This window comes from Flavobacterium sp. 270, assembly GCF_004368785.1.
Classification (GTDB): Bacteria; Bacteroidota; Bacteroidia; order Flavobacteriales; family Flavobacteriaceae; genus Flavobacterium.
Window position 1 is genome coordinate 46,804 of sequence record NZ_SODM01000003.1, and the last position, 14,904, is coordinate 61,707.

The 14,904-nt window shown below is 32.6% G+C and carries 14 protein-coding genes; 7 read left to right on the forward strand and 7 right to left on the reverse strand.

Going from position 1 to position 14,904, the window contains the following annotated elements; translation table 11 throughout:
• The 3 genes from EV144_RS11665 to EV144_RS11675 form a co-directional block, all read right to left on the reverse strand.
• Complete coding sequence (locus EV144_RS11665; RefSeq protein WP_134149011.1) at positions 1–501, reverse strand: RNA polymerase sigma factor; 501 nt, start codon at positions 499–501, stop codon at positions 1–3.
• Positions 502–805: 304 nt separating this feature from the next.
• The gene (locus tag EV144_RS11670; RefSeq protein WP_134149012.1) at positions 806–2,962 is read right to left on the reverse strand and encodes a prolyl oligopeptidase family serine peptidase; all 2,157 of its coding nucleotides are present in this window, start codon (positions 2,960–2,962) and stop codon (positions 806–808) included.
• A gap of 81 nt (positions 2,963–3,043) precedes the next feature.
• On the reverse strand, positions 3,044–3,880 hold the full coding sequence (locus EV144_RS11675) for a DUF6929 family protein (protein WP_134149014.1): 837 nt from the start codon (positions 3,878–3,880) through the stop codon (positions 3,044–3,046).
• A gap of 122 nt (positions 3,881–4,002) precedes the next feature.
• Between EV144_RS11675 and EV144_RS11680 the strand changes: the two genes are divergently transcribed.
• The gene (locus EV144_RS11680) at positions 4,003–4,878 is read left to right on the forward strand and encodes a PPK2 family polyphosphate kinase (RefSeq protein ID WP_134149016.1); all 876 of its coding nucleotides are present in this window, start codon (positions 4,003–4,005) and stop codon (positions 4,876–4,878) included.
• Positions 4,879–5,065: 187 nt separating this feature from the next.
• Here the strand turns inward: EV144_RS11680 and EV144_RS11685 are convergent, their stop codons facing one another.
• Positions 5,066–5,596, reverse strand: coding sequence for a hypothetical protein (locus EV144_RS11685; RefSeq protein WP_134149018.1), 531 nt, complete (start codon positions 5,594–5,596; stop codon positions 5,066–5,068).
• A gap of 192 nt (positions 5,597–5,788) precedes the next feature.
• Here EV144_RS11685 and EV144_RS11690 point away from each other — a divergent pair, with 192 nt between their 5' ends.
• Genes EV144_RS11690 through EV144_RS11700 form a run of 3 tightly spaced genes read left to right on the forward strand, consistent with a single transcriptional unit; the run spans position 5,789 to position 9,397 of the window.
• Positions 5,789–7,174 carry an MATE family efflux transporter gene (locus tag EV144_RS11690; protein WP_134149020.1) on the forward strand — a complete coding sequence of 462 codons (1,386 nt, stop codon included), beginning with the start codon at positions 5,789–5,791 and terminating at the stop codon, positions 7,172–7,174.
• Positions 7,175–7,201: 27 nt separating this feature from the next.
• Complete coding sequence (locus EV144_RS11695) at positions 7,202–7,429, forward strand: hypothetical protein (protein WP_017495128.1); 228 nt, start codon at positions 7,202–7,204, stop codon at positions 7,427–7,429.
• Between the two features lie 33 nt (positions 7,430–7,462).
• Complete coding sequence (locus tag EV144_RS11700) at positions 7,463–9,397, forward strand: LTA synthase family protein (protein WP_134149022.1); 1,935 nt, start codon at positions 7,463–7,465, stop codon at positions 9,395–9,397.
• A 59-nt stretch (positions 9,398–9,456) separates the two neighbouring features.
• Here the strand turns inward: EV144_RS11700 and meaB are convergent, their stop codons facing one another.
• The 3 genes from meaB to EV144_RS11715 all read right to left on the reverse strand — a co-directional run bounded on the left by meaB (position 9,457) and on the right by EV144_RS11715 (position 11,916).
• Positions 9,457–10,551: a methylmalonyl Co-A mutase-associated GTPase MeaB gene (meaB, locus tag EV144_RS11705; RefSeq protein WP_166670567.1), complete on the reverse strand. Its 1,095-nt coding sequence runs from the start codon at positions 10,549–10,551 to the stop codon at positions 9,457–9,459.
• A 259-nt stretch (positions 10,552–10,810) separates the two neighbouring features.
• Complete coding sequence (locus EV144_RS11710; RefSeq protein WP_134149025.1) at positions 10,811–11,452, reverse strand: NAD(P)-dependent oxidoreductase; 642 nt, start codon at positions 11,450–11,452, stop codon at positions 10,811–10,813.
• A 56-nt stretch (positions 11,453–11,508) separates the two neighbouring features.
• A complete protein-coding gene (locus tag EV144_RS11715; protein ID WP_134149027.1) occupies positions 11,509–11,916 on the reverse strand; it encodes an RrF2 family transcriptional regulator in 408 nt (135 codons plus the stop codon).
• 191 nt (positions 11,917–12,107) lie between these two features.
• Here EV144_RS11715 and EV144_RS11720 point away from each other — a divergent pair, with 191 nt between their 5' ends.
• The 3 genes from EV144_RS11720 (at position 12,108) to EV144_RS11730 (ending at position 14,897) form a co-directional block, all read left to right on the forward strand.
• Entirely contained in the window at positions 12,108–13,190 is a 1,083-nt protein-coding gene (locus EV144_RS11720) for a serine hydrolase domain-containing protein (protein WP_134149028.1), read from the forward strand.
• A gap of 45 nt (positions 13,191–13,235) precedes the next feature.
• Positions 13,236–14,147, forward strand: coding sequence for an AEC family transporter (locus EV144_RS11725; RefSeq protein WP_134149030.1), 912 nt, complete (start codon positions 13,236–13,238; stop codon positions 14,145–14,147).
• Positions 14,148–14,258: 111 nt separating this feature from the next.
• Complete coding sequence (locus EV144_RS11730; RefSeq protein WP_134149031.1) at positions 14,259–14,897, forward strand: peroxiredoxin; 639 nt, start codon at positions 14,259–14,261, stop codon at positions 14,895–14,897.
• Positions 14,898–14,904: the final 7 nt, after the last annotated feature.

The window sequence follows — 14,904 nt, forward strand, 5'->3', positions numbered from 1 at the left end:
CTATTTTGCTTTTTGATAATACAATTTATTTACTAAATCCTTCAGCTTGGTTTTGGCGGCGTTCAATTGTGATTTTGAGGTGCCTTCAGAAATATTAAGCATTGCCGCTATTTCTTTATGCCCGAAACCTTCTATAACAAAAAGGTTAAAAACAGTTTTACAGCCGTCTGGAATGTGGTTTAATAAATTGAGTAAATCTTCTTCTTCTAATGTGTTTATTTCATCTGTAAAAGGCTGCGAAAGCATTTTTACATCGTCTAAATACATATTAAAGTTTGTATTCTTTCTAATTGTCGCTAAACAATGGTTTACCGTTATTTTTCTAGCCCAGGCTTCAAAAGCATAAGCTTCTTTCAGTTGATCCAATTTTGTAAATATGGTATAGAAAGCGTCGGCCATAGCTTCTTCTATTTCTTCTTCCTTTTTTAAATATCGCTTGCAAACACGATACAGTTTTGGCCCCATATAATCATACACCTGACGCTGGGCATCGCGGTGCATTTTTTTGCAGTTAGAAATTATAGTTTCGTTTATCACAATTGTTGTCTTTCTTATATAGAGAGATAAAAAGATAAAAAGGTTGGGATGGTTATTAAAAAAAATAAAATTAATGATTTTTGAGGTTGGTTTACAGGTTTTTGCTGTAAAGATGCGTAAAGATTGCACGCAAAGTTTTTCTGTAGAGACGTGGCAGTACACAGAATGTTTTGTTTTTGTATGTAAATTGGCTGTATCTATTAAACGAAAAAATTCTGTAGAAACAGATTAACCGTCTCTACAGAATAATTTTAGATTGTATTCGAATTTATTTCTGAATCTGAAATTTAGGATTGCCAACTTGCCATAATGCAAAAGCATACATATCAGCTTTGTCACCAAATGTAACATCTAAATCACTAGAGTGATGACCGTTGGCATAATTAACATGTAATAGAATTGGATTTTCTGAGTTGTTGTAGTTTTGCAGTATGGCAGCAAATTTACCTGGCTCCCAAGGTGCAACTCTAGGATCATTAATTCCGGTGAGGGCTAACATAGCAGGGTACTTTTCTCCTTTTCGTACTTTACTCTGCGAGTCCATTTCTAAAATGTGTTTTATATCTTCTTCATTTTTTAAAGAACCAACTTCTGGTATTTGATTTGGACCATTAGGAGTAGTTTCCATACGAATAGTATTAGTACAGCCAACTTCGACAAGAGCTACTTTGTAAAGATCGGGACGTTCTGTAATAGATCTGCCAATTAAAACACCTCCCATGCTCACACCGTTTCCTATAAGTTTTTCACTCGAAGTGTATTTTTCTCTAACCAGATATTCTGAACAAGCAATAAAATCTTTCCAAGTATTTGGTTTAGTTGCCTTCATTCCGTCTTTGTGCCATTGGCTGCCCTTTTCACCGCCGCCACGTATATGAGTAATCGCTACTATCGTATTTTGTTCTAGTAATGTCATTAATGAAGCACCTATGAAATTAGGGGTACGGCTAATTCCATAAGCTCCGTATCCTGTAATAAAACAAGGATTTGATCCATCTAATTTAATATCTTTAGGAAAAATTATTGATAGAGGTATCATAACGCCGTCATGACTTTTTACTTCAATTTCTTTTACATTATATTTTTGAGTAAAATCAGGATAAGAACTGTTGGATGTAAATTCTTCGCTTAACTTTAATTTTCCTGTCAAACCATTGTAATCGTATGCAATAGATGGCGTAATCCAACTATTGTTTGACAATCGCATATTATCATTTCCGCGTGGGTTTAGAGCATATCCTCCGTTAACACCTTTAGGCATTGTAATCAATTTGGTTTCTAACGTTTTTGTATTAATTTGATAATTATCTTGATTGATTCCGTCGCTTAAACAGTAATAAATAAAATTTTTAGATTTTCTTAATCTTCGTAAAACTTTTTCGGATTCAGGAACAACAATTGATGCATTATCAAAGTTGGGATTTTTAATAATTGTATAACCTATTTTATAATTTGGTGCATTTTTGTGAGTAAGAAAAAAGATCTTATCTCCTGTAAAATCATAACTAATAATTTCGTCCTCATATTTAATAAGCGGCATCCAATTTATTTTTTCATTTTTAAGCTCAGAAATTGGAGCATAAAAAGCGAGTTTTTCATTTTTGGTAGATCCTATATCTAAAATTATATAAGAATAATCGCTTGAAAATGAAGCGTCAGGAAACTGTTCTGTTAATAAATTTAAATCAGGATTATTAGTTTTTGATGCCAATATTTTGTCTGTTTCCGGATCAGTGCCAATTATATGGAGTAAAGATTTCATATTTTTCAAAAACTCATCACTGGTATTATCACTCGTACTCATCTTAGTATAAATGATCGCTTTGCTGTCTGGTGTAAACTCAAAGTTAAATTCACTCCAGACAGGATTCAGGATATCTTTAAGAAATGTCTTTGATTCCAAATCCATAATGTGAACATCACACACTTCTGCACCGTCTTTCGCTATTGTAAGTGCTAATTTTTTCCCGTCTGGACTTACTGTAAAATCTGTAATAGTTGAGCCATTTTTCAAGGTATTAGGATCCAACAATAAGACTTCATTTCCTTTAAGACCTTTTCGAAAATATAATTTTTCGATACGTTCTTCTTTTTTATTTTTAGTATAGTAATAATTTTCACCAAATTGTTTGATCGAATTGTATTTGTCTCCGCCTAAAGCCTGAATTACTTTCATTCTATTAAAAAGAGCATCACGACCAGGAATTTTTTTTATAATAGAATTGGTAAAATCAGATTCATCCTTAAACCATTTTTGAACTTCAGAACTATTCATATCTTCCAGCCAGCGGTAGGAATCTGTAATTTTTGTTCCGAAATAGTCATCAACTACTGGGCGTTCTGGCGTAGCTGGATAATTATATTGTGCGTTAGAAATTTGACTTATAACAAATAGTAAAAATGCAAAAGTGGTTTTTTTAATCATTGGTTTTTTAATGGTTATAGTTTATTTGTTATGAATTTAAGTGAGACCTAAAATTGGAATTTGGAATTTTTAAATTGAAATTTATTTTATTGGTAATGTCAATTTATAAATCTTAGTTTCTAAAACCTCTGTATCATTATCTTCACAAAGCAGAAACTCTATTTTTCCGTTTTCTTTTTTATAGAAAGTCAAACCTTCAAATTTATTTGTTGAAGTTATTTTTTGAGTGAAATCTATCTTCATGGTTTTAACGTCAATACGACCGATGAAACTTCCTAAGATTTCGCCGTCATCGTAAGTAGATTTGGTGTCTTCGGCAGTAGAAAGGAAATAGATTTTGTCTTCTACTAAAATCGCGTCAGTAAAACTAGAGCGAACACCTTTTATTTTTGGCAATTTATAATTGACAGAAATTAAAGCAAATTCTTCGCCGAGACTTTTAGCATGAATCGTAAAAATGGTGTTTTTGTTCGAAATTCCGTTTCCGCGATTGAATAAATACCAATTTTCACCATCAAAAATAGCACCTTCCAGATTAAAATCTTCTGGTTTAATTTCGCCAAAACTCTGCATTAAACCATATAAATCAACCAAATTGTTTTTTTGAAGAATAGTTTTATTCTTCAAATCAAATTCAATCATTTTGTTTCTGTTTTCGGTAGAGCCGGAGCCAAAAACATATAAAGTGTCATTATGATTTGTGATAGATTCAAAATCTGGCTTTAAGTTTTTTGGGATATTCTGCGTTGGATTATCAATTAGAGCATGTTGGTTTAACTGTTGATTCTGCATATTGTATTCATATAAGAATCCACTGTTGTCGCCAATTACATATAAGGCGTCATTATTGTAGAATAATCCTGAAGCCGAACCGATTCCGATGATTTGAAATAATATTTCTAATGTGAATTTTTCCATGAATGTTGTTTTGAAAGCTAAAATCTAATTTGATGACATATTGTAAATAAAATATTACAATATGTTATAAGGATATACTTCGTAAAAATAGTATATTTACTATTACAATAAAACCATATTATATGAAATCGATAGATCCAAATGATTTTAAAATTGTAGATAAAATAAGTCTAAAAAAAATTCCGACTTTATTAGATATAAAAGCTGATGATGACGAAAAGCAGGAAAAACTAGAAAAAGTTCAGAAAAAATTAAGTGAATTACAGGATGTAATGTATTCGCACAATAAATATGCAGTTCTAATCTGTCTGCAGGGAATGGATACTTCCGGAAAAGATAGTTTGATTCGGGAAGTTTTTAAAGAATTTAATGCGCGTGGCGTTGTAGTGCATAGTTTTAAAACACCAAATTCAACAGAATTGGAGCATGATTATTTATGGCGACATTACATTGCACTTCCTGAAAAAGGAAAATTTGCCATTTTTAATAGAACACATTATGAGAATGTTTTAGTTACGCGCGTGCATCCGGAATATATTTTAGGCGAAAATCTGCCGGGAATAAATTCGGTTAAAGATATAACTCCGAAATTCTGGAAAAATAGAATTGAACAGATTAATAATTTTGAAAAACATATTTCTGAAAACGGAACAATTGTAATGAAGTTTTTTCTGCATTTAAGCAAAGAAGAACAAAGAGAAAGATTATTACGTCGTCTGGAAGAAGGAAAACACAACTGGAAATTTTCTCCCGGAGATCTTAAAGAACGCGAACATTGGGACGAATATCAGGAATATTATGAAGAAGCAATAAATAAAACTTCTACAGATTATGCGCCTTGGTATATTGTTCCTGCTGATGATAAAGAAATGGCGCGATACATTGTAGCAAAAATTATCTGGGAAGAAATGCAGAAACATACCGATATTAAGGAACCTGAATTGGATGAGGAAATAAAAAGCAATATCGAAAAGTATAAGAAAGAGTTAGGGGCTTAGATGAATTAGATAATTTGTCAATTTGATAATTAGATAATTTTCTACGAATAAACCCGACAGGTTTTAAAAACCTGTCGGGTTTGCTTTATTACAGAATTGAAAAATTTACGTTTTTAAAATAAAAAAACCGGCAGAGTGAGATCTGCCGGAATTTTCCCAAAAACAAAAAAATAAAATAAACCTAATTTTATAAGTCGAAACCATAAGCAACACGTAATGCTACCTGATTGGTTCTAAAATCGTGATAATCTTCATATCTAACGCTTAAGTCGATGTATTTATTGGCATACCCAATTCCAGGAGCCCATAAAAAACTTGTTTTATCGTAACCATTTGTCACGGCAAAAGCAGCACCAACTTCTCCTAAAACATAGAATTGATCTTCCCAGATAAAAGCTTTAAAACCAGCTTTTGCAGGAATAAATCCTAGATCTTTTACGTCATTTCCAAGGTCATCTTTACCCCCAATAAATAAATTGGTAAAACCTGTGGTTAGGGTCAATGATGCTCTTTTTGTTAAATCATATTGTAAACGAACATCTCCACCAAGTGACCAATCGTAGTCGTTGTCAGTTGGTATACCGCCATTAATTCCAAATCCTAATCTAAAACCTTGATCATAATTTTTAATCTCACTGTCTTGAGCGAAAGTTGTATTGGCGTATAAAAAGGCAAAAGCTGCCAGGCATAACATTTTTAGATTTCTTGATTTCTTCATGACAATTTTTTTATTAATTTTTAATATTGTAAAAGTAACAGCAAGGTTTTAGGAGCTTGTTATATAATTTTTTAGAATTGTTATATAATGTTGGGGTTCGCGCGATATTTACCTTAATATTTGCTTATATTTTTAATACTGCCAAAGAATCCAAAGCTTCTGATTATCTTTGCCCACTAAAAAAGAAGTGAAGTGAATCTAAAACAATACACCAAAGAGTTCTCCTATAATTTAAGACTGGCTTATCCTATTATATTAGGAATGGTCGGACATACCTTAATTGGTATCGTAGATAATATTATGGTAGGAAAATTGGGAAGTACAGAATTAGCTGCTGTTTCTTTAGGTAATAGTATGATCTTTATTGCAATGTCGCTTGGTATTGGTTTTTCTACCGCAATAACACCAATTGTGGCAGAAGGTGATGCAGAAAAAAATGATACCAAAATTCGTTCGGCGTTTCATCACGGATTATTTTTATGTACCATTTTAGGACTGGTTCTTTTTGGCGTAATTATTTTGGCAAAGCCAATAATGGAATTGTTAGAACAACCTGCTGATGTAATTGCTTTGGCGAAACCCTATTTAGGCTGGGTTGCTTTTTCTTTGATTCCGCTAATTATGTATCAGGGATACAAACAATTTGCCGACGGACTTTCGCTTACCAAATATTCTATGTATGCAATGGTTATGGCAAATGTCCTTCACGTAGGTATGAATTATGTCTTGATTTACGGAATTTGGTTTTTTCCAAAAATGGGAATCATCGGCGCGGCGCTTGGAACTGTAATTTCGAGAATATTTTTGGTAATGTTTATGCATATAATGCTGTCCAGAAGAAATGACTTAAAACGTTTCTTTAAAAATTTCAGTTTTGATGAAATTAAAAAAGAAACCATAAAAAAAATAATCAATATCGGATTTCCGTCTGCTATGCAAATGCTTTTTGAAGTAGTTCTTTTTACAGCTTCCATTTGGCTTTGCGGTAATATTGGTAAAACCAGCCAAGCAGCCAATCAGGTTGCCTTAAGTTTATCATCACTTACTTTTATGTTTGCTATGGGATTAAGCGTGACTTCGATGATCAGAGTCAGCAACCAGAGAGGATTGATGGATTTTAAAAAATTGGTAGTTGTCGCTCGTTCCATTTTTTTACTTGCCATTATGCTGGAAACTGTTTTTGCTGCGCTGTTTATAATTTTCCACAATTTTTTGCCGCATATCTTTTTGAATATGGAAAACAGCGGACAACTTTTGGATAATACCGAAGTGGTAAGTATTGCATCAAAATTACTTTTAATTGCAGCTGTATTCCAAATTTCTGACGGAATTCAGGTTGTGGTTTTAGGAGCGTTGCGCGGTTTACAAGACGTTAAAATACCCATGTATATTACTTTTGTCGCCTATTGGGTAATTGGTTTTCCAATTTCCTATTATTTAGGAGAACATACAGAATGGAAAGCGCAGGGAGTTTGGATTGGGCTTTTGGCCGGATTGACTTCTGCAGCGATATTCTTGTACCTTCGTTTTCATTACTTAACAAAAAAATTAATCAATAATTCATTTTCAAATACTTAAATTTGAAATCTTTAAAATCAAAATAATATGGAATTACCTAAATTTTTACTCGGAGATAATACTGATTTTCCAGATGATATCTTTATCATTCACCTTGATTATCCACGATTTATAATTAATCTTAAAGATGATGAGGTTGAGTTTATGGAAGAAGCTGAAGATCTTGATGAAGCAGAATTAAATGCCGAAATGGAAGGTTTGATTGTTTTAGCAAATGAGTTTTACGACAGAGAAATAAATCGTTACGAAGAGTAATTATTTTATCCATTTTAATTTTATATCTGTTTAATGAAAAAATTGAGTTTTTTAAAACCGGTAATTAATTTTATAGCAATCGGATTGGTTATTACGACTTTAAGCCGAATTGTTTTGTTTTTTATATTTAAAGATAGAGTAGTAGAAACACAAGATTTCTGGTATATTTTTCCAATTGGTCTTAGAATGGATTTAATATTACTGTGCTATTTGTCTTTTCTTCCATTTCTGCTGCTTACTTTTCTTCCGGCAAAATGGATCAAATTCACCAATAATTTTCTGGTTGCTTACAGTTTCTTATTTCTGTTTCTGATTCTTTTTGTAGAATTGGCTTCACCAGATTTCATCAAACAATACGATACACGACCAAATAAGATTTTCTTAGATTATCTTATTTATCCAAAAGAAGTAGTCGGAATGCTTTTAAAAAGTTATCTGACATCAATCATCGTTACTTTCCTGATTATGGGAGTGGTTTTGTATTTTGCTTTCAAAAAAGGAAAAAAGTTTTTTTATACTACGGCATCAGAATATAAATTCAAATTAATGGTATTTCCGTTAATTGCTTTTCTATTGTTTTTTGGAGCACGTTCTAGTTTAACTTCAAAACGACCAATTAATGCCAGTAATGCTGTATTTTCTACAGATCAGTTAACAAATACATTAGGTTTAAATTCATTTTATACAGTAGCTTTTGCCGCGTATTCTATTAAAAATGAAGGAAACACAAAGATGTATGGTAAAATGGATGAAGCCGAAGCAATTGCTCGTGTAAAAAAATACATGATTGCCGGTCCAAATGATTTTACAGACAAAGATATTCCGTTCCTGCATGTACAGCAACCCGATACGGTGGTGAAGAAACCTTATAATTTGGTGATTTTTCTGCAAGAAAGTTTAGGTGCAGAATATGTTGGAATTTTAGGCGGAAAACCATTAACACCAGAATTTGATAAATTATCTAAAGAAGGTTTATTATTTACCAATTTATATTGCACAGGAACAAGAAGTGTACGCGGTATTGAAGCGGTTGTAACCGGATTTTTACCTTCACCATCTGAAAGTGTTGTGCGATTAGGAAACTCACAGCAAGGCTTTTTTACATTGGCAGATGCCTTAAAACAAAAAGGGTACGATACCAGTTTTATTTATGGCGGAATGGCCAATTTTGATAATATGGCTTCGTTTTTCAACGGAAATGGTTTTCAGGATATTGTAGACCAAACTGATTTTGAATCTGATGGAAATAAATACGCCTTTAAAGGAACCTGGGGTTATTCTGATGAAGATTTAGTAACCAAAGCCAATAGTTATTTTAAATCTAAAGGAAACAAACCGTTCTTTTCTTTGATGTTCTCAACTTCAAACCACGAACCTTTTGAATATCCTGCAGGAAGAATTAAACCTTACGATAAAAAGGCTGCAACAGTAAATAATGCAATGAAATATGCTGATTTCTCTATTGGGAAATTCTTTGAAATGGCTAAAAAAGAAGCTTATTTTAAAAACACAATTTTCATTGTAATTGCCGATCATAATACAAGGACATACGGAAAGAATTTAGTGCCGATAAATAAATTCCATATTCCGGCTTTAATAATGGGGCCAGGAGTTCAAAAAGGAGCTGTTTATAATAAATTGGCAAGTCAAATCGATATTCCGCCAACATTATTAGGTTACGTAGGACTTCCGTTTGAAACACCAATGGTAGGAAGAAATTTAACCAAATTAGATGCTAAAGTTCCGGGAAGGTCAATCATGCAGTTTAACGATATCAATGCCTTTAGAATAGAAAACCAAGTTGTTATTATGCAGCCAAATCTAAAACCACTGCAATTTGAAATCAAAAATGACACGACTTTTGTTCCTGTAAAACTAAATGAAGAATTAGCAAAAGATGCTTTGGCACACGTGATTACAGCAGGGAATTTGTATAAGGAGAGTAAATATAAGCTTAGAAAAAAATAGTTGCTAAGATACTGAGGTTCTTAGGTTCTAAGTTTTTTCTTAGTAGCTTAGAACCTTAGTTACTTAGAACCTTTGAAATATAATTTTAATAAAATCTGAGCAGCTGCAAAAGGTGATATTTCATCATTTTGCACTGCTTTTTTGTTTTCTTCTAATGCTGCAATTATTTCGGGTTGATTGTAAAAGTTTTGTTTCAATTCCTCGTTGATGGTTTCCATCATCCAGAATTGATTTTGTTCTTTTCGTTTTTCCTGAAAATAACCAGTTTCGTTTGTCATTTCAAAATAGCTTAAAATCGTATCCCAGATTTCAGGAATTCCTTCTTTTGTTAGAGAACTGCAAGTAGTAACTTTTGGTTGCCAATTGGATTGCTTTTGCGGAAATAAATGCAAAGCCCGATTAAATTCTAATTTCGCCAGATTTGCTTTTTTAATATTATCGCCATCTGCTTTATTGATTACAATTGCATCTGCCATTTCCATAATACCACGTTTAATACCTTGAAGTTCATCGCCGGCGCCGGAAATCTTCAATAATAAAAAAAAGTCCACCATACTGTGTACAGCGGTTTCGCTTTGTCCAACGCCAACAGTTTCAATTACAATAGTATCAAAACCTGCAGCTTCACATAAAATAATGGTTTCTCGTGTTTTTCTTGCCACACCGCCCAAAGTATCTCCAGAAGCACTCGGTCTTATAAAAGCATTTTCATCTTTCACCAATTCTTCCATTCGGGTTTTATCTCCAAGAATACTTCCGTGTGAAAGCGAACTGCTTGGATCAACGGCTAATACGGCAACTTTTTTATTCAAGGCTGTTAGCGATTTTCCAAAAGCTTCAATAAATGTACTTTTTCCAACGCCTGGAACTCCCGTAATTCCAATTCTAATAGATTTATTAGAATAGGGAAGACAGCCTTTTATAACTTCGTTTGCTTTTTGAGCATGTTCAGGATTTGTACTTTCTACCAAAGTAATCGCACGGCTTAGCGCAGTTCTGTTACCGTTTAAAATTCCAGCAATTAATTCTTCAGAAGAAGGGAGTTGCCGTCTTCTATGTTGTATTTGAGAGATTAATGCAACATTGGTAATTTCAGGAGACGAAATTCCAGCTTTTTCTTGTAGACTGCTTTCTTGTTTTTTTGAACTTGACAAAACGTATTTTTTGGTTTTGTAAAAGTACAGAAAACAAAAACAGTTTCAAAAAAGACTATTGTGCTTTTGAAACTGTTTTGTGATGTATAAAACACGAATTGCACGAATTAGTACAAATTTTTAAGGGCGTAAAAATTTTTGCCACGAATTACACCAATCTACATTAATTTTTTTAAATCTTAATTAGTGCAATTTGTGTAATTCGTGGCAAAAAAACTTAGAACCTCAGAATCTTAGAACCTTAGCAGCTTAAAAAAAATTAATACGCCGCTGTAAAACGCACTTGGTTATGTTTTGCATTTTCAGCTTCATCTGCAATCACAACAGCTAAATCTTCAACAGAAAGAATACTTCTTTGATCCGCATCAAAAACAGGATTTTCTAAACCTAAACGGTATTTCCCTGTTCTGCCTGTTGTAATTCCCGGATGCATTTCAAAAGCAGGACTAAAAAATGCCCAATCCAATTCTTTTTCTTCTTTAAGAATATTTAAATAATCTCTCGCAGCAGTTGCGCCAGCGTGATATTCTTTTGGGAAATCTGGAGTGTCAACCGCTTGTAAACCTGGTGCAACAAACAAACTTCCGGCACCGCCAATTGTAATAAAACGTTTTACGCCAGATTTTTTTACCGCTTCCTGAATTGCTTTAGAACCAGCAATAAAATCATCGTAGATATTTGGGTTTGTCCATCCAGAGTTATAAGCAGAAATAACAACGTCGTTACCTTTTAAAGCATCTGCCAAAGCGTCAATATTTAAAATATCTGCAGCAATCCAATTTACATTAGCTGTATTTTTTGGATTTCTAACAATAGCTGTAATCTCTTGGTTTCTTGAAGATAATTCGTTTAAAATTGCGGAACCTACAAATCCTGTTGCTCCAATAATTGCGATTTTCATAATATATAAATTTAATTAGTAATAAAAAATGTTACAGTTTAATGTAAAAAAAAGCTTTAGAACTGATTAGAAAAATCTTCTAATGTAATGTCGTTCAGTTGTAAACTAATTTTTTCGTTCATTTCAGCATACAAGGCAGCTAAATTTTCATTGATTTTTTTTCCAACCGGACAATCGGGATTCGGCTGATTTTTTGCGTATCCCAAACCAATGTTTTCAAAAGTCATTTCGAATATTTCTTTCAGCGTAATATTCTGAGCTGCTTTAGACAATTTTGTACCTCCATTTTTGCCTTCTTTACTTTCTACAACATGATGTGCTTTTAGGTTTGCAATTTCTTTTCTAACCAAAACAGGATTTAGGTTCATACTTCCCGCAATAAATTCTGAAGACAAAAAGTCATTCGGAAATTTAGTAAGCAAAGTTAGAATGTGAATCGTTATGGCAAATTTACCTGAAATCATACTGTAATAAAATATGTTACAAATTTAAATAGTTTTATTCAATAAAAAAATAATTTTAACTAAAAATAATTTTTCCGTTTCAAAAATAGGAGACAAGCATTAAAATACAAACAGATTGGCTTTGTGCTTTTTTTTATCACTAGATTTGTAAATGCTAATGTTTTAGAAATAAATGCCAATAATTTATTAGAATGAAATACAAATTAGTTTTCTTGTTTTTCCTTAGTTTGTCAACTTTTATATACGGACAAAATCATGCTCAATATGCAGACTCCATCCGAAAAGTAAACGATATTCCAGAAATAAGTTATGCCGTAATTACAGCAGATAAAATTTTAGAAATTAATGCTTTAGGATTTCATTCAACTGCTTTAAAAGATCCTGCGAGTCTAACAGATCGTTTTCATATTGGTTCTAATACCAAAGCCATGACCGCTTTTGTGATCGCAAAATATGTTGAAAAAGGCAAGTTAAAATGGAATACAAAATTCTTTGATTTATTTCCAGACTTAAAAAAAGCGTCTAAACCAGAATATTACGCAATTACGCTTCAGGATTTATTATCTCATAGAGGCAGAATACAGGCTTTTCAGGGAGAAAATGATACTATTGTTCCCAATTTTAAAGGAAATAGTCAAGAAAAAAGAAATCAGTTTGGTGCTTTTGTTCTTACCTTAAAACCTGTTGCACTTACTGATAAAACTAAATACGTCTATTCTAATGCCGGCTATACTTTGGCCACAATGATGCTTGAAAAAGTAATTGGAAAAAGCTGGGAGCAATTAATAAATAAAGTTTTTAATGAAGATTTAAAAATGAATGTCAAATTTTCCTGGCCAGAAAATCAGCTTGCAAAAGATACTTGGGGACATTCTTTTGAGAATAATAAACTTGTTCCGGTTCCATCCAATACAGATTATCATTTAGATTTTACAGAACCGTCTGGAGATCTTAATCTAACACTTCAGGATTATATAAGATTTATTCAGCTTAATATTCAAGGACTTCAAGGGCATAATAATTATCTAAAAGCAAGTACTTATAAAATAATCCACAAAGGTGTAGAAGAGTATTCTTTAGGCTGGTTTAACAGTTATGAAAACGATCAGGATTTCTCTACACATGCCGGAACTGCGGGAACCTATTACACGTTAGTTTCTATTGATAGGAAAAAATATATTGGGTACATTATTTTTACAAATTCCTTTAGCGAAACCACAGTGAATGGTGTTCGTTTATTAATGAGAAAGTTAAAAAAAGATTATACCAATTAAATCTAAAATCTGGATAAAGTGAAATAACACTTTATTTGAAACACCATGAACAACTTTATTCTTATTTTCTTCTTTTTATTTTTAGGCTTGCTTTTGCAAAGAGTAAAGCAGTTTCCCACACATATTTACAAAACATTAAATAAAATTGTCATTTATTTTTGTTTACCTGCTATTACTTTATATCATATTCCGAAAATAAAATGGAGTAACGAATTGTTGTTTCCGATAGGATCGGGCTGGATAACTTTTATACTGGCTTTTGTATTTTTTCATTTTTTAGGAAAACGATTGGGCTGGTCCAAAAAACTAATTGGCTGTTTAATTCTTACTGCAGGCTTAAGTAATTCTTCTTTTCTTGGATATCCCATTATTGAAGCTTTGTTTGGGAAAAAAGGATTAGAAACGGCTGTTTTGGTCGATCAGCCGGGAACTTTTGTTGTCGTTTCTACATTGGGAGTTTTTGTTGCCGCTTTTTATTCTAAAGGAAGTCCTGATACTTTGGGGATCATCAAAAAAATAATCTTTTTTCCGCCGTTTATTACGTTTGTAACCGCTTGTTTAATGAATGTTTTTCAGTTTGATTTTCATGAAACTTTACAATCTGCATTCTTAAAAATCGGAAGTTTGGTTACACCTTTAGCTTTATTGTCGGTTGGCTTGCAGCTTACGTTTGACAGGAAAAGCCAGCACTGGAAATTTTTACGACTTGGACTTTTATACAAACTTATTATAGCGCCGTTTGTCATTTTGTTTTTGTATGTTTTTGTTTTTAAACAACATTCAGAAGCCATTCAAATAACGATTATGGAAATGGCTATGGCTCCCATGATTACAGGTGCAATTTTAGCTTCGACTTACGGATTAAAACCTAAATTAAGCAGTATGATGATTGGTTTCGGAATCCCGATTTCGTTTGTAACTCTTGCTGTTTGGTATTTTGTAGTACGCTTTATTTAGCTTTAAATACTAATTATATAGGCAATGTAGAATTTTAACTTTTTTTTAAAATTTTGATGGTTTTCGCAATACATTTTTAGTTAATTTTAGAGGAACTAAAAAAACATAATTATGTCAACATTAAGATTAGGTGATATAGCTCCCGATTTTCACGCAGAAACTACAGAGGGGCCAATAAATTTTCACGAATGGTTAGGTGATTCTTGGGGTGTTTTATTTTCGCATCCTTCAGATTTTACTCCGGTTTGTACGACTGAATTAGGAACGGTTGCCAATTATCTTCCTGAATTTACAAAAAGAAATACCAAAGTTATTGCACTAAGCGTAGATGGTTTAGAGTCTCATTTGGAGTGGATTAAAGATATTAACGAAACACAGAATACTACAGTAAATTTCCCGATTATTGCAGACGAAGACAAAAAAATAGCTACTTTGTACGATATGCTTCACCCAAATGCGAGTGATAAATTTACAGTACGTTCTGTTTTTGTAATTGGTGCTGATAAAAAAATCAAATTAACGCTGACTTATCCTGCATCTACAGGAAGAAATTTTGATGAATTACTTCGTGTTATCGACAGTTTACAGCTTACAGCAAATTATAGCGTAGCAACTCCGGCAAACTGGAAAGACGGTGAAGATGTAGTAATTACGCCTGCAGTTCCAGACAGCGATATTCCGGCAAAATTCCCAAAAGGACATACGCCAATAAAACCTTATTTGCGTATGACACCGCAGCCGAATAAGTAGTTTTAAG

Coding starts and splice junctions, on each gene's coding strand:
- EV144_RS11665 (WP_134149011.1), bottom strand. CDS start 501: ATGCACCGCGATGCCCAGCGTCAGGTGTATGATTATATGGGGCCAAAA.
- EV144_RS11670 (WP_134149012.1), bottom strand. CDS start 2,962: ATGATTAAAAAAACCACTTTTGCATTTTTACTATTTGTTATAAGTCAA.
- EV144_RS11675 (WP_134149014.1), bottom strand. CDS start 3,880: ATGGAAAAATTCACATTAGAAATATTATTTCAAATCATCGGAATCGGT.
- EV144_RS11680 (WP_134149016.1), top strand. CDS start 4,003: ATGAAATCGATAGATCCAAATGATTTTAAAATTGTAGATAAAATAAGT.
- EV144_RS11685 (WP_134149018.1), bottom strand. CDS start 5,596: ATGAAGAAATCAAGAAATCTAAAAATGTTATGCCTGGCAGCTTTTGCC.
- EV144_RS11695 (WP_017495128.1), top strand. CDS start 7,202: ATGGAATTACCTAAATTTTTACTCGGAGATAATACTGATTTTCCAGAT.
- EV144_RS11700 (WP_134149022.1), top strand. CDS start 7,463: ATGAAAAAATTGAGTTTTTTAAAACCGGTAATTAATTTTATAGCAATC.
- EV144_RS11710 (WP_134149025.1), bottom strand. CDS start 11,452: ATGAAAATCGCAATTATTGGAGCAACAGGATTTGTAGGTTCCGCAATT.
- EV144_RS11715 (WP_134149027.1), bottom strand. CDS start 11,916: ATGATTTCAGGTAAATTTGCCATAACGATTCACATTCTAACTTTGCTT.
- EV144_RS11720 (WP_134149028.1), top strand. CDS start 12,108: ATGAAATACAAATTAGTTTTCTTGTTTTTCCTTAGTTTGTCAACTTTT.
- EV144_RS11725 (WP_134149030.1), top strand. CDS start 13,236: ATGAACAACTTTATTCTTATTTTCTTCTTTTTATTTTTAGGCTTGCTT.
- EV144_RS11730 (WP_134149031.1), top strand. CDS start 14,259: ATGTCAACATTAAGATTAGGTGATATAGCTCCCGATTTTCACGCAGAA.